This window comes from Streptacidiphilus anmyonensis (assembly GCF_000787855.1).
GTDB lineage: Bacteria > Actinomycetota > Actinomycetes > Streptomycetales > Streptomycetaceae > Streptacidiphilus > Streptacidiphilus anmyonensis.
Window position 1 is genome coordinate 70,377 of sequence record NZ_BBPQ01000020.1, and the last position, 19,919, is coordinate 90,295.

At 72.4% G+C, this 19,919-nt stretch carries 20 protein-coding genes; 4 read left to right on the forward strand and 16 right to left on the reverse strand.

The features are described 5' to 3' along the window. Positions 1–65 precede the first annotated feature (65 nt). The 10 genes from TR50_RS46795 to TR50_RS19350 all read right to left on the reverse strand — a co-directional run bounded on the left by TR50_RS46795 (position 66) and on the right by TR50_RS19350 (position 9,553). On the reverse strand, positions 66–650 hold the full coding sequence (locus tag TR50_RS46795) for an SUKH-4 family immunity protein (protein WP_042422641.1): 585 nt from the start codon (positions 648–650) through the stop codon (positions 66–68). A gap of 43 nt (positions 651–693) precedes the next feature. After that, complete coding sequence (locus tag TR50_RS19310) at positions 694–1,575, reverse strand: nucleic acid/nucleotide deaminase domain-containing protein (RefSeq protein WP_042422643.1); 882 nt, start codon at positions 1,573–1,575, stop codon at positions 694–696. Then, complete coding sequence (locus TR50_RS19315) at positions 1,572–2,294, reverse strand: WXG100-like domain-containing protein (protein WP_042422647.1); 723 nt, start codon at positions 2,292–2,294, stop codon at positions 1,572–1,574. The genes TR50_RS19310 and TR50_RS19315 overlap by 4 nt, the downstream gene beginning before the upstream one ends. 435 nt (positions 2,295–2,729) lie before the next feature. Beyond that, positions 2,730–3,698, reverse strand: a complete 969-nt coding sequence (locus tag TR50_RS19320) for a hypothetical protein (RefSeq protein WP_042422650.1) — start codon at positions 3,696–3,698, stop codon at positions 2,730–2,732. A gap of 308 nt (positions 3,699–4,006) precedes the next feature. Continuing rightward, positions 4,007–4,537, reverse strand: coding sequence for a ricin-type beta-trefoil lectin domain protein (locus tag TR50_RS19325; protein ID WP_042422653.1), 531 nt, complete (start codon positions 4,535–4,537; stop codon positions 4,007–4,009). Positions 4,538–4,832: 295 nt separating this feature from the next. After that, on the reverse strand, positions 4,833–5,711 hold the full coding sequence (locus TR50_RS19330; protein WP_042422656.1) for a helix-turn-helix domain-containing protein: 879 nt from the start codon (positions 5,709–5,711) through the stop codon (positions 4,833–4,835). Next, on the reverse strand, positions 5,708–6,565 hold the full coding sequence (locus TR50_RS19335; RefSeq protein ID WP_052441105.1) for a peptidoglycan-binding protein: 858 nt from the start codon (positions 6,563–6,565) through the stop codon (positions 5,708–5,710). Before TR50_RS19335 ends, TR50_RS19330 begins: the two co-directional genes overlap by 4 nt. Before the next feature lie 124 nt (positions 6,566–6,689). Continuing rightward, complete coding sequence (locus tag TR50_RS19340; RefSeq protein ID WP_052441106.1) at positions 6,690–7,430, reverse strand: TetR/AcrR family transcriptional regulator; 741 nt, start codon at positions 7,428–7,430, stop codon at positions 6,690–6,692. 2 nt (positions 7,431–7,432) lie between these two features. Then, positions 7,433–8,896 carry an MFS transporter gene (locus TR50_RS19345; protein WP_042422659.1) on the reverse strand — a complete coding sequence of 488 codons (1,464 nt, stop codon included), beginning with the start codon at positions 8,894–8,896 and terminating at the stop codon, positions 7,433–7,435. A 210-nt stretch (positions 8,897–9,106) separates the two neighbouring features. Continuing rightward, complete coding sequence (locus tag TR50_RS19350; RefSeq protein WP_042422661.1) at positions 9,107–9,553, reverse strand: winged helix-turn-helix transcriptional regulator; 447 nt, start codon at positions 9,551–9,553, stop codon at positions 9,107–9,109. A gap of 90 nt (positions 9,554–9,643) precedes the next feature. Here TR50_RS19350 and TR50_RS19355 point away from each other — a divergent pair, with 90 nt between their 5' ends. Continuing rightward, on the forward strand, positions 9,644–10,414 hold the full coding sequence (locus TR50_RS19355; protein ID WP_236654488.1) for a nitroreductase: 771 nt from the start codon (positions 9,644–9,646) through the stop codon (positions 10,412–10,414). Between the two features lie 181 nt (positions 10,415–10,595). Then, positions 10,596–11,222: a maleylpyruvate isomerase N-terminal domain-containing protein gene (locus TR50_RS19360; protein WP_052441107.1), complete on the forward strand. Its 627-nt coding sequence runs from the start codon at positions 10,596–10,598 to the stop codon at positions 11,220–11,222. A gap of 55 nt (positions 11,223–11,277) precedes the next feature. Here the strand turns inward: TR50_RS19360 and TR50_RS19365 are convergent, their stop codons facing one another. Beyond that, entirely contained in the window at positions 11,278–12,405 is a 1,128-nt protein-coding gene (locus tag TR50_RS19365) for a GAF domain-containing protein (RefSeq protein WP_042422664.1), read from the reverse strand. A gap of 776 nt (positions 12,406–13,181) precedes the next feature. On the opposite strand from TR50_RS19365, the gene TR50_RS19370 reads away from it, so the two are divergent. Both TR50_RS19370 and TR50_RS19375 read left to right on the forward strand, forming a co-directional pair. Next, positions 13,182–14,969, forward strand: coding sequence for an ATP-binding SpoIIE family protein phosphatase (locus TR50_RS19370; protein WP_063775104.1), 1,788 nt, complete (start codon positions 13,182–13,184; stop codon positions 14,967–14,969). Positions 14,970–15,032: 63 nt separating this feature from the next. Continuing rightward, positions 15,033–15,620 (forward strand): GNAT family N-acetyltransferase, encoded by a 588-nt coding sequence (locus tag TR50_RS19375; protein ID WP_084700564.1) that lies wholly within the window; start codon positions 15,033–15,035, stop codon positions 15,618–15,620. Between the two features lie 88 nt (positions 15,621–15,708). On the opposite strand, the gene TR50_RS46800 is transcribed toward TR50_RS19375, so the two are convergent. The 5 genes from TR50_RS46800 to TR50_RS19400 all read right to left on the reverse strand — a co-directional run bounded on the left by TR50_RS46800 (position 15,709) and on the right by TR50_RS19400 (position 19,848). Next, a complete protein-coding gene (locus tag TR50_RS46800) occupies positions 15,709–16,446 on the reverse strand; it encodes a hypothetical protein (protein ID WP_042422667.1) in 738 nt (245 codons plus the stop codon). A gap of 100 nt (positions 16,447–16,546) precedes the next feature. Next, positions 16,547–16,786, reverse strand: a complete 240-nt coding sequence (locus TR50_RS19385) for a hypothetical protein (protein WP_042422671.1) — start codon at positions 16,784–16,786, stop codon at positions 16,547–16,549. A gap of 291 nt (positions 16,787–17,077) precedes the next feature. Beyond that, a complete protein-coding gene (locus TR50_RS19390; RefSeq protein ID WP_042422674.1) occupies positions 17,078–17,269 on the reverse strand; it encodes a YegP family protein in 192 nt (63 codons plus the stop codon). Between the two features lie 175 nt (positions 17,270–17,444). Further along, positions 17,445–18,617, reverse strand: coding sequence for an acyl-CoA dehydrogenase family protein (locus TR50_RS19395; protein WP_042422677.1), 1,173 nt, complete (start codon positions 18,615–18,617; stop codon positions 17,445–17,447). Between the two features lie 58 nt (positions 18,618–18,675). Further along, entirely contained in the window at positions 18,676–19,848 is a 1,173-nt protein-coding gene (locus TR50_RS19400; RefSeq protein ID WP_042422682.1) for an acyl-CoA dehydrogenase family protein, read from the reverse strand. Positions 19,849–19,919 lie beyond the last annotated feature (71 nt).

Below are 19,919 nucleotides of genomic sequence, written 5' to 3' on the forward strand. Positions count from 1 at the left end.
TCGAGCAACGCTACCGTGGCCGCCGAGGCGCCGACCGGCAGGTGGCGCGCCGGCTTCGGTCGGCGCTACCGCGGCTTGCGGGGGTACATGCCGCTGCCGAAGGAGTCGAGGAAACCGGTCCAGAACCCGTCCGGGTCGGCGAAGGGCGCGGGGTCGACCGCGCTGATCTCCGCCTCGATCTCCGCGGCGGCCCGCGCGTACAGCGGCAGCGCCTCCGCGTAGGGAAGGTCGGGGTCGGGCGACTTCGACTCGACCAGCAGCAGGAGCTGCGAGAGCGACGAGACGTCCGAGTGGATCCGCTCGTACCCCTCGTCGGCGTCCTCGGAGCTCGCAAAGACGACGCCGTCCTCGCGGCGCACGTACACCAGCGTGTACTGGAGCGCCCCCAGTGAGCCGAGTTCACCGAGCGGCGTGTCGATCACCATCGGCAGGCTGCCCCGCTCCGACACCAGCCGGTCGGGCGTCGCCGCCGCAGCGAGCGAGGCGCCCAGGTGGAACACACCGCTGCACCACGGGACGCCCACCTCACTGAGGAACGCGACCGCGTCCGCATCCGCGATCACCTCAGCGGCCGCCGACCGCTCGGTCCGCGCCACCTGCCCCGGCGGGAGCGCGGAGGTGAGGTCGTCCGACGTCAGGGGGAAGAGCACGGGTTCTCCTGTCGTACCGCAGCCTTGCTGGTTCCGGTGGGCGTCATGGTGTGGGCGGGGCCGTGTCGAAGTCCTGCGACCCGGCGGTCCCACCGTAGTGGGGCGGGGACGCCGCGTGGTCCGCCTGGAGTTGGCTGATGTAGCGTCCGAACGGCTCGTTGCGGACGACCGGATCCTTGATGCTGCTGTCGTACTGCACACCGTGGGTGATCCGGAGGTCCGGGTTCTTGGCCGGGTCGTACATGTGCATGTTGAGCCACCGATCGCAGGTCGAGCCCTTCTGGCAGGGCCGACGTTCGGTGTAGAGCTCGTCCACGCGGAACTGTTTGCCGTTGTGGACCATCGGGTAGCCGATGGAGCGCTCGGAGTGGCTGCGCTCGCCACTGCTGCGGCCGACCAGGATGAACTCCTGCTTGCCGTCCTCGGAGGCGTAGTGCAGGGCGGCGTAGTTGGTGCCGCCGTAGTCGCCGGCGCCGTCCTTCTGGGCGCGGCGGGCTTCCTCCACCGCCTTGGAGAGCTCGGTCGGCTCCGTGAGCTTCTCCGACTCCTTCCAGTCCTCCTCCGCCCGGCCCTTCTTCTTCCAGTCCGACTTCTTGGCGCTCAGCTCCTTGCGCTCCTCGTCGGTGAGCGTCTTGACGCCGTCGGGCTGCCGGCCGTCCTCGAGGATGCCCTTGATGCCTGACGCGTCGTCGGCCTTGATCGACTGGAGCTTGCCGTCGACGATCTCCTTGACGTTCCCCTCGTCGTCGATGAAGTACTTGCGGACGAGCTTCTTCTCGTTCTCCTCGACGTTCTGCGCGACCGTGTGGACATTCTGCGCGGTCTCCTCGTAGACCCCGCCGAGGGCGTGCGCCATGTCCTCGCCCAGGGCCTTGCCGGCCTTCTCGGCGGTGTGTTCCAGGGGTTGGACCAGCGGGTCGCTCACGAGAAGCTCACCCCCGCCATGTTCGTGGAGAAGGTCTGCGCGTGCATCCGGACCATCTCCGCGTGGCCCGTGAAGGCCGCGGCGTGCTCCCGGAGTTGGTCCGGGTGGACCATGAAGCCCTCGCCCGCGCCGCCGCCGGACACGCCGAGCATGTCCTCCAGCGCCTTGTAGCTCATGCCGGCGACGGCCCTCTCCACGACGCCGAGGAGCGGCGTCAGCGCCGCGTTGATGACCTGGCCGACGAGGTACTGGATCAGCTCCTGCTTGAGGAACTCGACCAGCTTCTTCGCACCCTCGACGATGGCCACCTCGGCCGCCTCGGCCAGCCCCAGCGTGGCCACGGCGGCAGCCTGGTCGGCGACGAACGACGCCGCCATGACGGCGAGTTCGCCGATGCACTCGAGCTTCATCGCGACGATGTAGTCCGCGGCCGCGTCCAGCGCGTCGGCCAGGACGGAGCAGGCGTCCAGCAGGTCCTGCATGTGACCCTGCGACAGGTGGGCCCACTTGGAGACCAGCAGGTCGTACGAGTTGGCCTGGTAGGCCGAGTTCATGGCCTTCAGGGTCGCCGTCGCGTCCTGGTGCGTGCCCTCGATCCCCGCGGCGAAGGTCCGCACATGCCCGGCGAAGTCCCGCACGCTGTCCTCGTTGACCTGCGGCCACTTGATCCCGATGAAGTTCAGGAAGTCGGCCACCACTCCCGGCAGCTCGATCGCCACATCCACCCCCGTGTCGGCGACAGCGTTCGAGCAGAGGTTAGTACGCCGGTCGGGTCGTGGGACAGCGCCAGCGCGCCGGTGCAGCCGCACACCGTCCTGGCAACCGCGACAAGGACCGTGAGCGGTGGGAGCAGCGCGAGTGGCGCGCTCTGACCCTGCTCGACACCTACGCTCCCGGCCTGCCTGCCGAGCCCCTGCGGTCGGGGCCGTCTGCCGACGGGCCCACGATCGTGATGTCCCGGCTGAGCGGGACGCCTCTGCGTGGTCGTTCCCTCGACAAGCGGCAGGTGAAGGCGCCGGCGAACGCCGTCGACACCCTCCACCGAGCGGTCCCGCCGTCCGCGCCGGCGGGGGTCCCGCTCAGGCCCGGGCGTCAGGATCTGGCCTGGATCGGCCCTCGCGAACACGCCCGGTCCGCGCAACTCCTCCGCGGCGTCAGGGGGTCTGGTGGGCGCGGGCGAGTTGGAGGACGGTGGACCAGTCGCTGAGGACGTGCCCCAGCTGGGCGGTGCTCTTCGTGATGGCCTGGCGCTGGTAACCGGCCCAGAGCATGGTGAAGGTCTGGAGGTAGTCGGTCTTGGCTTTGCAGGTGACGTCGGTTTCGGCGGCGTGCTTCTCGTAGGGGGAGGGCGGCGGGAGGGTCGCGCCCTTCGGGACGGGCAGTCCGCGGCCGAGGAGGCTTCGGTCGTGCTGGGGGGCGAGGGGGTTGGGGTAGTCGTATCCCGCCGCCTTCATGCAGGTGCTCCACGCCGCGTTCGCGTCGCGGAGGCGGGGGTCGGCGAAGACCTGGTCCAGGGTGTGGGAGCGGAGGTTCTCCAGCGTGGAGCCGGCGTCGTTGGCCTGCGTGATGTCGAGCATGAGGTAGGCCTTGCCCGCACACCCGTTGAAGGCGTGGACGACCGTCTGCGGGACCTCTGGCTGCGCGCTCGGCGCGGACGCGCTCCCGGGCATGCGGTAGCCGAACTGCCGCGCGTCCGTCATGGTGTTGACCCCGTAGTAGATCAACGGGGGTGCGGGGGTGGGCAGGTAGTTGCCGCCCCAGCCGGTCGGCAGGGTGAGCCCCTGGGCGTGCATGCAGGACTGTTCGATGTGGGTGGCGGCCTCGAAGACGGCGTGCTCGTCACTCGCGGTGGCGTAGGCGTCGTAGGCGTCCAGGGGCAGGATCATCGACCCGTCCGACAGCAGCTCTCCGCCGTCGGCCCGGTAGGTCACGGTCACTCCGGCGGGCGGGCTGACCGTGAAGGCGCTCAGTTGGGTCGCGGAGGGAGCCGGGGCCTGGTCGAGGCGGGCCAGGACGACGGCCCCGGCCGCGACGACCCCGAGAGCGATCAGGGCGGCCCTGCGGCGAAACGGCCGTCGGACGGCCTCTTCCGTTCGCGGAGGGTCGGTGAGGTCGTTCGTCATCTCGGCAGGCTCCTGGGGCTGTTGGTGAGGGCACGCGGGCACCGCGCACACGGGTATCGGGCGGTGCGCGCCGCAGCCGCCTGCCGCGGCGCGGCATCGCAGGCGGGGCATCGCAGGCGTGGCATCGCAGGCGGGGCAGGACGGCAGCGTGGGGCGCGGCGGAGTAGGGGCAGCGCGGCGGGGCGCTTCGCGCCACTGCGGCGGACCTGCCCCGGGCCGGGGCGCGTGCCCCCGGCCCGGGAGCAGGTCCGGACCTCTGCCCGGCCGCACCGGGGAAGGACCCCGGTGCGGCTACGGAGTGCGGAGCGTCAGGTCCAGTGCTGGTAGTTGTTGCTCAGGCCGTACGCGGCATTGGTGTAGACGCCGGTGCCGGCCGGGCCGTTGCCGCCGTCGAGGTAGAGGCCGGTCTGCTGGGAGCGCAGGGCCCACCCGTTGGTGGTGGAGATCTCGTACCAGTGCTGGTAGGTGTTGGTGGGGGTGGGCGGGTTGCAGGAGGTCAGGTAGACGTTGCCCTCCTTGCCGCCGTCCCACTGGGTGTTGCTGTCGAGGCACCAGTTGCCGTCCTCGCCGTCGTTCGCCTCGATCCAGGTGCCGTTCGGCTGCTGGTAGTCGTACCACTCGCCGTACGGGGTGTTGTCCGCGCCGGAACCGGTGTAGACGCAGCCGCAGTTCGTGCCGTACGCGAGGGAATCGCCGGTGGCCTTGTTGGTCCAGGTCACCAGGCCGTTGGCCGAGGCGGTGCCGGTGAACCCGAGCGTGGTGCCCACGAGGACCGCGCCCACCGCGGCGATCTTGGCGACCTTGGCGAGGCGCGCCCCGCTTCGGGAGGAAGAACTCATCTGCACATCAACCCTTCTGACGACCGGACGGGATGGCGACGCCAGGGTTCCGTCCGGTGCTGCGATCCCGGCCCTTCCGGAGCGGGAGGCGGTCGTCGACGCCGCTGCCGAGGATCTTTCGGCGGGGCTCCGAGGTGCGTCCAGACCGGCCTGGGATCTGATGCAGTCCCGGCACGGGACCCGCCCTGACCTGCGTGTATGTCAGCCGGACTGCGGCAGGTGCGGGACGCTCCCGCGCGACGGACCGCCGCGGCCGGCCCGCGGGGCCAGGGGATGACGACGACGCTTACGCGGCTTACGGTCGCGGCGTCGAGTAGCAGGTGCGTCGGCCGGTCGGCGTCGAGAGGCAGGCGGTCAGTGGACCGGTGACGGCGAGCAGCGGGGTGTACACGAACGCGTCGAGCAGGCTGCGGTCCTGGACGGTGACGGCCTGCGCGGGCATGCCGGGTTCGGAGAGGGTGAGCCTGTCGCCCAGTTGCGTGTTCCAGACCCTGGCCCAGGCCGCGTCGCAGGAGGTGTTGTACCGGATCTCCAGCCCCGCCCCGGCCGGGGTCGTCTGATGCACCAGCGTGTCCGGTTCCACTCCGCACAGGGCCACGCCGGGGTCGAGACCGGTGCAGCTCCTGCCGTGACAGCCGACGTGGAAGCCCGTGGCGCTCGCCTGCGGGGCCCGCTGAGCGGCGGACTGGCCGCCCGCGAGCAGGGAGGCGGCGAGCCCGCCCACGGCGGCAGCGGTCAGCAGCGCCGCACCGGGACGAAGGCGTCGGCGCTCCTGACCGCTGCCGGTCGGGCCCACCGGGCCTCGGTCGGGGGCGGCGCCGACGCCTTCGGTCTCCCCGGGCGCGACGACGGAAGGGCCGCGCAGGGTCGCCCTCGCGGGGGCGTCGAGCTCGGCAGTCGGTGACGGCTTCGGGCCGACGGCGGCGCGGCCGCTCCAGGCGGCCTCGGCGAGCTCCCACAGGACGCGCATCCGCGTCTCCGGCTCGTCCGCGAGCCGTGAGAGCGCCCTCACCGCATGCCACGGGGGAAGCGCTCGGGCGTTCAGATAGCGGTGCCAGGACGACTTGCTGAACGACGTCTCCTGCGAGAGCGCAGCCAGCGAGAGGGAACAGCGCTGCTGCAGGGCGCGCAGCTCGGCCGCCAGCCGCGCGCACTCGGGCGGAACCTGGCTCATCCGCGCAGAGCCGCCCAGGTCAGGGGGCCCACCTGCCCGTCGACGTCCAGATGGAGGGCCTTCTGCGCTTTGATCACCGCGGCCTCCGTCAGCGGCCCGAAGTTGCCGTCGATCCCGCCCGGACTGTCGCCGATGCGCTGCATCAGGCACTGCAGTTCGGCCACGTCCGGACCGGACATGTCGACCACGAGCGGGTGGGTTCGGGTCGTGCTGTTCCCCGCGTACCACAGCCCGTCCTTCTCGACGTAACTGCAGGTGAACAGCGTCCTCTTGGACACCGCCGCGGCTGCCGGCGGTGGGCACGCGAGGGACGCCTGAGCCGGGTGGACGGTCAACCAGGTCAGCGCCGCACCCGCGAGCGCGGCGACGCCTGCGGTCGCGAGCTGGCGCCAGCGTGGCCGCCCGACCCAGGCGGCCCTGGAGAGCCAGGGCACTCCGGGCGCCCCGGACGCCTCGGGCTCTCCCGGCTCTCCAGGTCCTTCGGGCGGCTCGGAATCCGTCGGCGCGTCCGCGCTTTCGGTCGCCGGCGGACCGTCAGGCGACGGCGACGGCGACGGCGGCTGCGGCTCCGGCTCCGGCTGGCGCGGCTGGGGCCGGGCCTCCTCGGCGAGTTCCAGGAGGGCCAGCAGGCGCGTGCCGTCCTGGCCCAACGCCGCGGAGAGCGCATCCAGCGCGTCCCGGGGCGGCAGCGCCCGCCCGTTCAGGTAGCGGTCCCAGGACGAGGTGCTGTAACCGGTCTTGGCTGCGATCTGGGCCAGGCTCAAACCGCTGCCGTCCTTGACCCGGCGGAGCTCCGCCACGAACCGGACGGTCAGCGCGTCCAGGTCTTCGGGCAGGTGCCTCCATCGCGCCAACGCGTTCCCCCTCGGCTCGTGCGCGGGGCACGACAGCCGTCACTCGCCGCCGGTCTTCGCCGACGACCCCCCGCAGCGCGCAGCACTGTACATGACCATGCTGAGCCGCTCCGAGGCGGGCGAGTCAGTGACGGCGCTTGGGCAGGCCGTGGCGGACGAGGCTGTCGTCGGCGGGCTGGTAGGCCAGGGGGCGGGCGCCCGGGGCGGGGCGGAAGCCCGCCAGGACGACCTCCAGGTAGCGCCGCCACAGGTCGGGGGCCTGGCCGGCGGTGTCGTCGACGAGGCTGCGCAGCGCGATCACGGACAGGTAGACGTCGGTGAGGGTGACCTCGGGCCGGACGTCGCCGGAGGCCTTCGCCTGGTCCAGCATCCGGTCCATGAGTTGCCACAGCTCGGTGCGGCGCTCGTCCTGGTCGGGCGGCGGGGACGCCTGCCACAGACGGGAGAGGCACCCGTGGTGGCCGGCCATGACCTCGCCCATGTGGAACAGCGACTCCTCCAGCCCGCTGGGCTGTCCGGGCGCGCGGTCCGCGCCGAGCGCGGCGGACATCCGGGCGTGCTCCAGGATGGACTCGAAGATCACCTCGCTGAGCTCGTTGATCAGCGCGTCCTTGGTGGGGAAGCGCCGGTAGAGGGTGCCCATGCCGACGCCGGCGCGGCGGGCGATCTCCTCCACTCCGGCGTCCGGCCCCTGCTCGGCGAACGCCTCCCAGGCGGCCCGCAGCAGCCGCGCCCGGTTCTCCGCCGCGTCGCGGCGAAGTCCCTTGCCCGCCGAACCGGTGGCGGCCGCGGTGGCGGCCGCGCTCGCGTCGGCAGTGGCGGTGGCAGTGGTGGCTGCTGCGTTCCGGCCCCGGGAGTCGTTCATGATCATCCGTTCAGTGGTGCTGCGTTCGCGTCGGCCTCGCGGCTGTCCACCGGCTCGCCCGTCACCACCGTACGCCCGGCCTGACGGACCGTCGGGATCAGCAGACTGGCGACGGCGGCGAGTACGCCGCCCGCGGTCAGCAGCCAGAAGACGTCGGTGTAGCCGGAGTCCAGCGGGAACGGGTGGGCGGGGGTGACGCCGGAGGCCAGGATACTGGCCCCGATGCCGCTGCCGACAGCGCCGCCGATGGTCCGGATGTTGGCGTTCATGCCGCTGGCCACACCGGTCTGCTCGGCCGGCACCGCCTCCACCACGATGGCCGACATCGAGGAGAAGGCGAGGCCGAGGCCGATGCCCAGCAGGCTGGACGCGAGGTAGAGCTCCCAGACGTGGGAGTGGTCCACCGCGAGCAGCACGAACGGGAGGACGGTCGCGAAGCTGCCCGCCACCAGCACGGCCTTGGAGCCGAAGCGGGCGGAGAGCCGGCCGGTCCAGGTGCCGAGCACGAACATGGCCACCGTCATCGGCAGCATGTAGAGGCCGGACTGGGTGACGCTGGCGCTGAAGCCGTACCCGGCCAGCTTGGCGGGGGTCTGCACCAGCTGCGGCAGGAAGGTCATGGTGGTGTACATCCCGACGCCGAACAGCAGCGCCACCAGGTTGGCGGTCCAGACGGCGGGAATGCGCATCATCCGCATGTCGATCAGCGGCTCGGCGGAGCGGAGCTCGACCAGGATCCACAGGGCGGCGAAGACCACGGTGGCGGCGAACAGGCCGAGCACCCGGGCCCCGCCCCAGCCCCAGGCGGGGCCCTCGCTGACGGCCAGCAGCAGCGTCACCAGCCACGCGGACAACAGGCCCGCCGCGGTCCAGCTGATCCGGCCGGGGGTGCGCACCGGGGACTCCGGCACGCACAGGAAGGTGGCGACGGTGGCCAGCCCGGTCATGATCATGGGCAGCCAGAACAGCCAGTGGTAGTCCATGTTGTCGGTGATGGGACCGGCCAGGACCAGGCCGATGCCGCCGCCGACGGCGGTGAGCGCGGCGGTGGTGCCGACGGCGCCGCGCACCTTGTGGGCCGGGAACTCGTCCCGGATGATGCCGAAGGCCAGCGGCAGCACGCCGCCGCCGAGCCCCTGGATCACGCGGGCGACGATCATCGGGCCGATGCTGTTCGAGACGCCCGCGAGTGCGGAGCCGAGGGTGAGCGCCAGCAACGTGGCGACCAGCATCCGCTCCTTGCCGACCTTGTCGCCGATCCGCCCGAGGATCGGGGTGGCGACGGAGGCGGACAGCAGGTACCCGATCATCAACCAGGTAGCGGTGGACTGGGTGGTGTGCAGGTGCTCGATCAGCGTCGGCAGCACCGGCACGATCATCGACTGCAGCAGCGCGTACGCGCCGACGCCGAGCACGAGCACCGCGAAGGTGACGTTGTAGTGCGGTCGGTTCTTGTTTCTGGCCATGTCTCAGGTCTCTCCAGCGGGCAAGGCTAACCGGAGATTGGACTCCGCATAGAGACCCTAGCATGAAGCGGAGATCCAACTCCGGTTGGCCGACATCCACTGACACGGCGTTTAGGCGCATTCCACCAGCGCACGAGCGCGACCGGAGCGAACGCCCCGGCCGCCTGCGCGCCGGGCGGCCCCAGTCCACCCGCCGCACCGCTCAGGTGGTCAGGAGAGGCCCGGGCCGGCCTCCGGCACGATGTCGTGGGCGGTGACGTCGGTTCCACAGGCGTCGCAGGTGAGCCTGACGTGGGCCTCGCCCGTGCAGTCGCGGTGGCGGTAGTGCGCGGGTGGTCCGTCCGGGGCCATGTAGGTGTCCCCCCAGTCGCGGATCGCCATGAGGATCGGGTAGATGTCGTGGCCCTTGCGGGTCAGGCGGTATTCGACGTGGTCGGCGTCGTCGGCCTGGCGCCGGGCGAGGATCCCGTGGTCCACCAGCCGGGCGAGGCGGTCCTGCAACCGGCTGCGGGAGATGCCCAGCGCGCTCTGGAAGGCGTTGAAGCGCCGGACGCCGGCGAACGACGCCTTGAGGATCAGCAGTGTCCAGCGGTCGCCGAGGACCACCAGCGGGCGGGTGATCGAACAGGGCAGATCGGCGAGGTCTTCGTAGCGCACCCGTCGACCCTACTCGCGCGGTTCCAAAACGAGACCGGCATCGCTAGGGTGCGATCCCGAAACGAGACCACGCCGAGGAGGCCCCGCCCCGTGAGCCCGACCAGCACCCGCCCCGGAACCGGTGAGACCAGCGAAGTCGGTGGACTCGGCGACGCCGGGGGCCTGTACGAGGCGCTCCGCCGGATCCTGGCCGACCGGTACACCTGCCGTCAGTTCCGGCCCGATCCGGTCCCCCGGGCCACCATCGAGCGGCTGCTCGCGCTGGCCCAGCGCACGCCCTCGTGGTGCAACACCCAGCCCTGGCACGTGCATCTCACCGAGGGCGCCGCGACCGAGGACCTGCGCGCCCGGCTGCTCGCCCACGTCCACGCGGGCGGGCCGACCGCCCCCGACTTCCCCTTCCCCGCCCAGTACACCGGCGCCTACCGGGAGCGCCGTCGGGAGTGCGGCTTCCAGTTGTACGACAGCCTCGGCATCAGCAAGGGCGACGTGGACCGGACCGTACGTCAGATGCTGCGCAACTTCGAGCTGTTCGACGCCCCGCACGTCGCGATCATCACCACCGAGGCCGACCTCGGCGTCTACGGCGCCGTCGACTGCGGCCTCTACCTGAACACCTTCCTGCTCGCCGCCCAGAGCCTCGGCCTGGCGGCCGCCCCGCAGGCCGCCCTCGCGTCCTACTCCGACTTCCTCCACGCCCACCTCGGCATCCCGGCCGACCGGCGCGTGGTGGCGGGCGTCTCGTTCGGCTATCCCGACCCCGACCACCCGGTCAACGGGTTCCGCACCACCCGGGAACAGCCGGGCAACGCCGTCACCTGGCACACGGGCTCCGTCGACGCAGCGACCGCCACGGCGTGATCCGACCGGCCGCGGCCGGTCGTCCCGGCGGGCTCACACCCGCCGGGACCACCAGGGCAGGTCCTTCGAGACGGACGGTTCGGGTCGGGTGCGGCTGGGACGGCCTCAGGCGCTCCGCGGTGACGGGTCGTCGGATCGACCGCGGTGCCGGTCTCGTAGGCTGACCGACGAGGAGGATGTGATGGAACTTCAGATGACGTCGACCGCCGACCTGCTGGCCGAGTTGTGGGGAGCCTGGGCGCTGCGCGGGGCCGAGTTGGAGCCGGACGAGTGGGCCGCACCGACACGGCTGCCCGGGTGGTCGGTGCGGGCGTTGTATGCCCATGTGGCTCCCGACCCGGCGATGTTCGCCGGGCTGCGCGGCGCGGTGGTCGAAGGGCCCGCGACGGTCACGGGCGGGGCCGAGATCCTGCGGATCTTCAATCAGCCCGGCGGTGTGGCACACGCTGCGGCGGACATGGTCGCCGCGCAAGCCCGCGAGACCGCCGAGAGCGCGGCTCCCGAGGAACTCGTCAAGCGGTTCACCGAGTCGGGACCGGCGGCCGTCGCCGAGCTCGCCGAGCTCCCTGGGACCACGGCCTTCGCGCATCCGGCCGGCACGGTCACGCTGGAGGCGCTGCGCGAGGTGGCCGTCATGGAGGCGACCGTCCACCTGCTCGACCTGATCGCCGCCGTGGGCGGCCCGCCTCCGCCCGCTGCGGCGTTGCGGGCCACGCGGGACCTTCTGGTGGACGTGGTCGACCCGACCGTCTTCATCGAGGCGGCGGCCGGACGGACGAAGGACCCCGTACTCCCGGTCATCAGGTAGCACGAACCGCCTCGTCCTTTCCGGGCCTTCACACGTCGGGACCTTCACGCGCCGGTCAGGCCAGGGCCGCGCGCAGCCGCGCCGCCGCGAGGCCCCGCCGGGCGTCGTCCGGGGCGAGGAGGGACAGGGCGTGGCGGTGCAGGGCGATGTCGTAACGGGCGTGGTGACCGAAGGCGAGAGCCAGGGCCGGGTCGACGGAGGCGAGGACGGCCTCGCGCAGGGCGACGTGGAGGTGCTCGCGCCACTCGACGACGCCCGGGGCCTCCGAGCGCGCGAGCAGCGTGCCCGCGTAGGCGGCGAGCGCCGTGCGTGCGTCGCCGCGTTCAACGGCCGCGGCGACCCGCGCCGCGTCGCAGGCCAACGGGCGGGTCAGGGCATAGCGGCGGGTGGCGATGCCGCCGCCCAGCGCGGTGCGCAGGTGGGAGACCTCGGCCTTGAACGTGGAGGCCGAGACGGGGCGCTCTCCGTAGAGCGCGTCGCGCAGGCGCTCGGGGGTGAAACCCTCCGGCTCCAGGGCCAGGAGTGCGAGGATCTCCAACTGCCGCGGGCGCAGCGGTATCTCGCTCCCGTCGCGCTCCAGACGCGGGCTCTCGCCGAGCACGGTGAGGCACAGTTCGGGGTCCGCCGACGGTGTGACCGACCCCGCCTGCTCCCGGATCCGCTCCTCGATGCCGGCCGCGAGCAGGCGGACGGTGGAGAGCGCGAGGGGATGCGAGCGGTCCCAGGTCGTCGACAGGTCCAACACGCCGAGGACTCGCCCGTCGGGGTGGCGGATCGGCGCGCAGTAGCAGACCCAGCCGTGCAGCGCCGAGAGGTAGTGCTCGGCCGAGAACACCGTCGCCGCCTGCCCGCGCAGCAGGGCCAGCGAGAGGGCGTTCGTGCCCATCGCCTGCTCGTCCCAGCGGCCGCCCGGAGCGAAGTTGATCCGCTCGGCCGCATGGCGCATGTGCCGGCCGCCGCAGGTCCACAGGATCGTGCCGGTCTCGTCCGTCACGGCCGCGACGAAGCCGGCATCCTCCGTGATGCGGCGCAGCTCCTCCGCCACCGCGCCGACCGGACGGCGCAGTTGGGAGTCGGCCCAGCGGGAGCGGGCCGCGTCCGCGTCGGTGACCGGGGCCTCGACGCAGGCCCGGTCCACGCTCGCGCCGCTGCGCGCCCACGACTCGGCGACCTCGGTGCGCAACGCCCCGCCGCCCGCCTTCGGGCGCCACGGGCCGGACCGTCCTCGCCGGCCACCGCCCCCGGGCGCCCCGGCGGCCGGGGAGTCACCGGTCGGTGAGCCGAAGCCCGGGGAGTAGCCGGTCGCTGAGCCGACGACCGGGGAGTAGCCGGTCGGGACACCGCCGACCGCTCCGCCCGCGATGGCCCCTGGGTGGCTGTCCCCCGCAGCACTACCCGCGCATGCGGCCTCGCCCCAGCGCGTCCAGGCTCGCTCCAACTCCTGCCGGAGCCGCCGCAGTTGCGACGCGTCGGGCAGCCCGACCGATCCACCGGGCCCCGGTCCGTCGCCGGCGGCCCCGACCGGTGGGGCTCCCACAGGTTGGGCCCCGACAGGATGAGCTCCGGCTGGCTGGGCTCCCGCGTCCGTCCTCACCTCTCCCATTTACCTCGCCTCGGCCGCCGCCGACAAGAGCCCCCGCGCTCGGGCCCGTCGAGACGGAAGGACGAGACGGACGCCAGTATTCGCCTCCGCCCGGTCACCCGTGCGCAATCGATCTGTTCTCACTCCTTCGAGTGGTCGGCCCAAGAAAACCTTCCGGTCCGGGGCTACAGGACTAGCGTCGGCAACTGGAGTCGGCCACGGCTCGCCAGCAGGGCAGGAGGGGCCCGGCCCGGGTGGGACCGGGCGGGGAGGTTGCCGTCATGGGGAGCTCACCGGGTCGGGGGACGCCGTCCTCGATCGGCACGGGCAGGTCGCCGCACGGTGCGATCGCGACAGACGACGGAGCAGCACGGGCCGTGGTCTCCCACGGCTACGGACATGCGGGTGCGCACCCATGCCTCTCCGCGGCGGGGACGGGTGGCGGGGCGGCCGGCGCAGGCGTCGCGGCGCGGCCACGTCTCGCGCTGCTGTGGGAGGCGGGGGTCCGGATCGGCACGACCCTCGACGTGGGCCAGACCGCGGGCGAGTTGGCCGAGGTGGCGCTGCCGGAGTTCGCCCAGTACGCCGCCGTCGACCTCGCCGACTGGGTGCCCGAGGGCGTCGGGGCGCCAAGGGGTGAGCTCACGGGGCCGTTGCGGCGTGCGGCCACCCGGACGATATGCGCGCGCGGAGCCCTGCTCCCGGTGGGTGAGCCGGTGGGGTACGCCCTGGGCTCGGCGCAGGCGCGGGCGCTCGCCTCGGGTCGGGCCGCGCTGGACGAGGAGCCGACGAGCGTCGTCCGGGCCGAGCCGGGCCTGGAGGAGTACCGCATGGGCGCGGTGATCGCGGTCCCGCTCTCGGCCCGGGGCACGGTGCTCGGGGTGGCGTCGTTCTACCGGTCCGTCGACGCCGGCCCCTTCCGTGGGGGCGACATGACGCTCGCCGAGGAGTTGGCGCACCGGGCCGCCGTCTGCCTCGACAACGCCCGCCGCTACACACGTGAGCACGCGCTCGCCCTGACCCTGCAGCGCAGCCTGTTGCCCCGGGCGTTGCCCGAACTGCCCGCGGTCGACGTCGCGCACCGCTACCTGCCGGCCCAGGAGGGCGTGGGCGGGGACTGGTTCGACGTGATCCCGCTCTCGGGGGCGCGCGTCGCACTGGTCGTCGGCGACGTGGTCGGGCACGGCATCCACGCCGCCGCGACGATGGGGCGGTTACGCACGGCCGTCCGCAACTTCTCCGCGCTCGACCTCCCGCCGGAGGAGCTGCTCGGCCATCTGGACGCGCTCGTCGACGCGATGGACCAGGAGGAGGGCGAGCTGGGCGGCATCGGCATCATCGGTGCGACCTGTCTCTACGTCATCTACGACCCGGTCACCCACCACTGCACCCTCGCCAGCGCCGGTCACCCCTCCCCCGTCCTGCTACTGCCGGACGGCTCGGTCGGGTTCCCCGAGGTGCCGTCGGGGCCTCCGCTCGGCCTCGGCAACACGCCGTTCGAGGCGGTCGAGTTCGCGCTGCCCGAAGCCAGCGAGATCGTCCTCTACACGGACGGCCTGATCGAGGACCGCGGTCAGGACATCGACGTGGGCCTGGCCCGGCTCGCCGAGGCGCTCGCGACCGCGCGAACGGGCCGCGACCGCACGCCGGAGGCACTGTGCACGGCCGTCGTGTCGGCGCTGTTACCCGAGCGGCCACGCGACGACGTGGCGTTGCTGATCGCCCGGACGCGGGGCGTGAGCGGCGAGATGGTCGCGCGATGGCCGGTGCCGCTCGACCCCGCGGCCGTCGCCGGGCTCCGGGCCCAGGTGGGCGCACGGCTGGTCGCCTGGGGACTGGGCGAGCTCGCGGGAACGGTCGAACTGATGGTCAGCGAGCTGGTGACGAACGCGATCCGGCACGCCACCGGGCCGGTGGAGCTCCGGCTGCTGCGCGACCGCGGCCTGATCTGCGAGGTCGCCGACGGCAGCAGCGTCTCGCCCCGGATGCGCCGTGCGCGCTCCGAGGACGAAGCGGGACGAGGGCTCTTCCTGGTCGCCCAGCTCGCGGAACGCTGGGGCACCCGGTTCACCAGCGGCGGTGGCAAGGTGATCTGGGCCGAGCTCAAGACCCGTGCCGGGCTGGGTAGATCCGCCGGAGCTGCACGACCGCGGGCAGCCGGGTGAGCCGAGGCCGACACATCCGGCGTATGCGGCGCATCCCGGCGTATAGGGTGAGGCATGGCACAAATGATCTCCCCGCAGGGTCCTGACCAGCCGTACCGTCCGAGCGATTCCGCCGGTGCCCTGAGCGGCTCCGCAGCGTTCGCCTGGGCCGTCCGGCCCGAGGCGCCGGACGACTCCGAGATCACGGCGGTCCGCCGCGTCAATCTGGCAGCCTTCCCTACCCCGAACGAGGCAGATCTCGTCGACGCGCTCCGGCAGGACCACGCGGCCTGGGCTCCGGGATTCTCAGTGGTGGCCACCGCGCCGGACGGCGAGGTCGTCGGCCATGCCCTGCTGACCCGGTGCCATGTGTCGGGCGTGCCGGCCCTGGCGCTGGCCCCCGTCGCCGTCCTGCCGGCCTGGCAACGGCGCGGCGCGGGGACCGCGATGATCCACGCGTTGCTGGACACCGCCCACGCGGCCGGCGAGCAGTTGGTGCTGGTGCTCGGCCACCCGGCGTACTATCCGCGCTTCGGCTTCGTCCCGGCCTCCGGGTACGGCATCAAGCCGCCGTTCGAGGTCCCGGACGAGGCCATGCTCGCCCTGGCCCTCGACCCGGGCCGCCCCGTCCCGGGCGGCGCGATCCGCTACGCCCCCGCCTTCGGGGACTGACGGCGTGAGCTGACGGGTCGGCAGGCCCGCCGACCACCGGTCGGCCGCCGCGGCCGGGTCGACGGACCCGACCGCCTCGACCGCGAGGTCAGCTGTTCGGGGATTCGGCGTCGTCGGCGCTGCCGGTGGACTGGGCGGGGATCTGCGCCTTCGGAGTCGGGTCCCCGCCCGTGGCCCTGCCTCCGTTCTGAGCCGCGCCCGCCGCCTCCCCACTCGCAGCCGCGGCAGGACCACCGCTCGCCGGGGGATCAGCAGCCGGGGTTTCGTCGGCGGCAGCCTCGCGCACGGCGGTTCCGGCACCCACGGGCTGCGCGACCGCCCTACCTGTCGAAGCAGCGGCGCCCGCCGGAGCCGGGGTGTCGGTCAGCGGGTGGGTGACGCTGCTGGTGTCGAGGAAGAGTGCACTGAAGGCCGCCGCGACGGCCACGAAGGCGGCGGGAGCGTTGCTGTGACCGCTTCCGTCGACGACCAGGGCGAGCGCCGTGACCAGCAACGCGGCGCAGCCGACGACCGCCTGGATCCCCCAGGACGCGTCCGCCCCGGCCTTCCCCCACCCCGAGGCGACCGGTGCGACCGGCTCTGTCGGCGCGACGGGCGCGACGGGCGCGGTCGACACCCCCTGTGCGGACTTCCTGGCGCCGCCGGGGTTGATGGCGGCGCCGAGCAGGGCCGCCGCGAGCGCACTGGAGACCTGGCCGACCGACGAGAGGTCGACCTTGGCGCCCTGCCAGGCGACGACGGTCATGATGACCATCAGTCCCAGATAGGCGACGGTCAGTGCGGCTCGGGCGAGAGTACGGGGTTTGGACACCAGGTCGACGAACATGCGTCAACCATGGTGCTGGACGTCAGAACCCCACAATGCCCCATGAGGTAACGATTTGACGGCCCATCGTCCGCTTGTGGCTGCGCGTCGACCACGTCGACTACGCGTCCGCCTGCGGGGTCGTGGACTCGATGATGTCGGCGCTGTCGCCCTCGAAGTCGAAGTGGTCCAGGGTGACTCCGTAGCGTCTCGCCATTTCGTAGAGGTCGTGGGACTCCGTCACCACCACCTCCTCGCCGATCGGGTTGTTCAGTCCGTCGTGGGCCTGGGCGACGACATGGCGGGGCCCGATCTCGGTCTTGACCCAGACCCGAACCGATGTCCCGGATTGTCCCGTCATGATCCAATTATCCGTCCGCGCACGCGGAAGCGCCAGCCCGACACGCGCAGTAGTCGAGCGCTCAACAGAGCCCCCCGATCCGCCCGGGATCGCAGCCGCCGTCGCGGGCGATCCAGCGCAGGCCCAGCCGCTCGGCGGCCGCGAAGAGCGGCACCACAGCTCCCCCGTGCCGGGCGTGCCGTGGTGCCAGAACACCACCGGGCGAGGCGCGCCGTCGGCGGCCTCGCCCGTGGCGTGGACGTGCAGAGTGCGGCCGTCGCCGAAGGCGCCGGACCGACAACGGACCCCTGCTCAGCCGACGGCCGCGCCGGCCTCGACCAGCTTGGCGTAGGGGGCGTGCTTGCGCACCGCCTCGATGCTCTTCTCGCAGGCCTCACGCGACTCGAAGACCTCGCTCAGGGCGATGACCTCGCCCGTCGCCGCCTTCAGCGTGAACCGGTACTCCTGCGGCCTGTCCATGTGCACTTCGAACTTGCCGGGCATGCCCGCACTCCTTCGTCCGTCGGTCGTCTCATCCGTCTGCTCGGTCACGCAGCGTCGCGAGCCGAGTACAGCCGAAGCTAACCCCGATCGCGTGCCTCGGCATCCGGAGCGTTCCGGATGCCGAGGCGGGCACACCAGGCGGGCGCGTGCGGCGCGGCCCCGGCGGCCGCCGCGGTCAGCCCTCGACGGGCAGCTGCAACACCCCGGTCCCCCGCTTGACCAGCTCACCGGCGATGATCAGGCGCTGGATCTCGGAGGTGCCCTCCCAGATCCGGTCCACCCGCAGCTCCCGGTAGAGACGCTCGACGGGGTAGCTGCGGTCGTAGCCGCGTCCGCCGAAGATCTGCACGCAGCGGTCGATGACCCGTCCTGACGCCTCGCTGGCCGAGAGCTTCGCGATGGCGGCCTTGGCGTGCAGGGTCTTGCGGTCGGTGTCCGGCTGGTCGGCCTCCCACGCCACCTGGTGGGTGTAGGCGCGGTGCACCGCGATGTCCGCCGCACTGTCCGCGAGCATGCCCTGGACCAGCTGGAACGAGGCGATGGGCTGCCCGAACTGCTCACGGCCCACCGCCCAGTCCCGGGCCAGCTCCAGACCGCGCTCGGCCGCGCCGATGGTCCGGGCCGCGATCATCAGCCGCTCCTCGGTGAACCAGGACCGGGTGATGTCGTAGCCGTTGCCGAGGCCGCCGAGCACGGCGTCCTCGGGGACGAAGACGTCCGTGAAGGTGAACTCGGGGTGCTCGTAGACGAAGGTGTGCATGAAGCGCGGCACACGGGTCATCTCGATGCCCGGGGTGTCCTTGTCGACCAGGAACAGCGTCGGCGCCTTCTCCTCCCCGGCTGCGGCCAGCAGGATCAGGAAGTCCGCGTGGTCACCCACAGTCACGAACCACTTCTCGCCGTTGATCAGCCAGCCGCCGTCGGTGCGCGTCGCGGTGGTGGCGAGGTTCTGCGGGTCGGATCCGGCGCCCGGCTCGGTGACGGCGTAGCAGTCGCGCCGCTCGCCCTTGATGACGGGCACCAGGAAGCGTTCGCGCTGCTCCTCGGTGCAGAAGCGCAGGGCGTTGGCGGGACGCCAGACCATGTCCCACAGCGCTCCGGTGAGCCGGCCCAGCTCCTCCTGGACGACGGCCTGCTCCAGGATGGTGAGCCCGGCGCCGCCCCACTCTGCGGGCATGTTGACGGCCTGGAGGCCGGCGTCCAGGACGGCCTCCCGGACGGCGTCGTGCGCCTCACGCGGGAGGCCGTTGTTCTCCTCGCAGTCCTGCTCGTACTTGGTGATGAAGTCCGTCAACTCCCGGGCCTTGGCCTTGAGGCCGGCCTGACGGGGGGTGAGGCGGAAGTCCATGATGCTCCTCGGCTGAAAGGCGATGGTGGATGGCGGGGCGTCGGTGCGTGGGCAGACGTCAGTGCGTGGGCAGTTGGAGCGCGCGGGTGCCGCGCTTGATCAGCTCGTTGGCGATGATCAGGCGCTGGATCTCGGAGGTGCCCTCCCAGATCCGGTCCACCCGCAGCTCCCGGTACATCCGCTCGACGGGGTAGCCCCGGTCGTAGCCGCGTCCGCCGAAGATCTGCACGCAGCGGTCGACGACCCGTCCCGCGGCCTCGCTCGCGGCGAGCTTGGCGGTGGACGCCTTGGCGTGCAGGGTCTTGCGGTCGGTGTCCGGCTGGTCGGCCTCCCACGCCACCTGGTGGGTGTAGGCGCGGTGCACCGCGATCTCTGCGGCGCAGTCCGCGAGCATGCCCTGGACCAGCTGGAACGAGGCGATCGGCTGTCCGAACTGCTCACGGCGCACGGCCCAGTCCCGGGCCAGCTCCAGCGCGCGCTCGGCCGCGCCGACCGTCCGGGCCGCGATCATCAGCCGCTCGTCGGTGAACCACTCCTTCGTCAGCTCGTAACCCTGGCCGACCTCGCCGAGCACGTCCTCGTCGGCGACGAAGACATCGGCGAGGGTGAACTCGGGGTGCCCATTGACGGCGGTGTGCATGAAGCGCGGGACGCGCGACATCGTCACGCCCGGCGCCTGCTTGTCGACGAAGAAGAGCGTGGCCGCCCGCTCCGGCCCGGCGTCGGCCTGGACGACGAGGAAGTCGGCGATGTCGCCGCAGGTGACGAACCACTTCTCGCCGTTGAGCAGCCAGCCGCCCTCGGTGCGGGTGGCGGTGGTGGTCCCCGAGGAGGGGTCGGATCCGGCGCCGGGCTCGGTGACCGCGAAGGCGTCGAACTTCTCCGCCCGGATGATCGGCAGCAGGTACTTCTCCCGCTGCGCCTCGGTGCCGTACACGAGCACGTTGGCCGGCCGCCAGGGGATGTCCCACAGGCAGTTGGTGACCTTGCCGAACTCCTCCTCGACGATCACCTGGTCCAGCAGCGACAGACCGGGACCGCCGAACTCGACCGGCATGTTGATGGCGTAGACGCCCGCGTCCATCGCGGCGCCGGTCAGCTTCCGCACGGTCTCGGCCGGCAGCGGGCCGCCGGCCTGCTCGGACTCGTTCTCGTACTGCATCAGCAGGCGCGCGTACTCGGCGGCGCGGCGCTTCAGGTCGGCCTGCTCGGGGGTGTAGCGGAAGTCCATGGGCGGTTCTCCTGCGTGAGCGGGGCGGGTGGGGGTGCGGGGTGGGTCGGGGGGGTGCGTCCGCGAGACGG

Excerpts from the sequence above, each read along its gene's own strand:
- TR50_RS19375 (WP_084700564.1), top strand. The coding sequence starts at position 15,033 with ATGATCTCCCCGCAGGGTCCTGACCAGCCGTACCGTCCGAGCGATTCC.
- TR50_RS19345 (WP_042422659.1), bottom strand. The coding sequence starts at position 8,896 with ATGGCCAGAAACAAGAACCGACCGCACTACAACGTCACCTTCGCGGTG.
- TR50_RS19325 (WP_042422653.1), bottom strand. The coding sequence starts at position 4,537 with ATGAGTTCTTCCTCCCGAAGCGGGGCGCGCCTCGCCAAGGTCGCCAAG.
- TR50_RS19330 (WP_042422656.1), bottom strand. The coding sequence starts at position 5,711 with ATGAGCCAGGTTCCGCCCGAGTGCGCGCGGCTGGCGGCCGAGCTGCGC.
- TR50_RS46800 (WP_042422667.1), bottom strand. The coding sequence starts at position 16,446 with ATGTTCGTCGACCTGGTGTCCAAACCCCGTACTCTCGCCCGAGCCGCA.
- TR50_RS19360 (WP_052441107.1), top strand. The coding sequence starts at position 10,596 with ATGGAACTTCAGATGACGTCGACCGCCGACCTGCTGGCCGAGTTGTGG.
- TR50_RS19395 (WP_042422677.1), bottom strand. The coding sequence starts at position 18,617 with ATGGACTTCCGCCTCACCCCCCGTCAGGCCGGCCTCAAGGCCAAGGCC.
- TR50_RS19390 (WP_042422674.1), bottom strand. The coding sequence starts at position 17,269 with ATGCCCGGCAAGTTCGAAGTGCACATGGACAGGCCGCAGGAGTACCGG.
- TR50_RS19320 (WP_042422650.1), bottom strand. The coding sequence starts at position 3,698 with ATGACGAACGACCTCACCGACCCTCCGCGAACGGAAGAGGCCGTCCGA.
- TR50_RS19400 (WP_042422682.1), bottom strand. The coding sequence starts at position 19,848 with ATGGACTTCCGCTACACCCCCGAGCAGGCCGACCTGAAGCGCCGCGCC.
- TR50_RS19340 (WP_052441106.1), bottom strand. The coding sequence starts at position 7,430 with ATGAACGACTCCCGGGGCCGGAACGCAGCAGCCACCACTGCCACCGCC.
- TR50_RS19385 (WP_042422671.1), bottom strand. The coding sequence starts at position 16,786 with ATGACGGGACAATCCGGGACATCGGTTCGGGTCTGGGTCAAGACCGAG.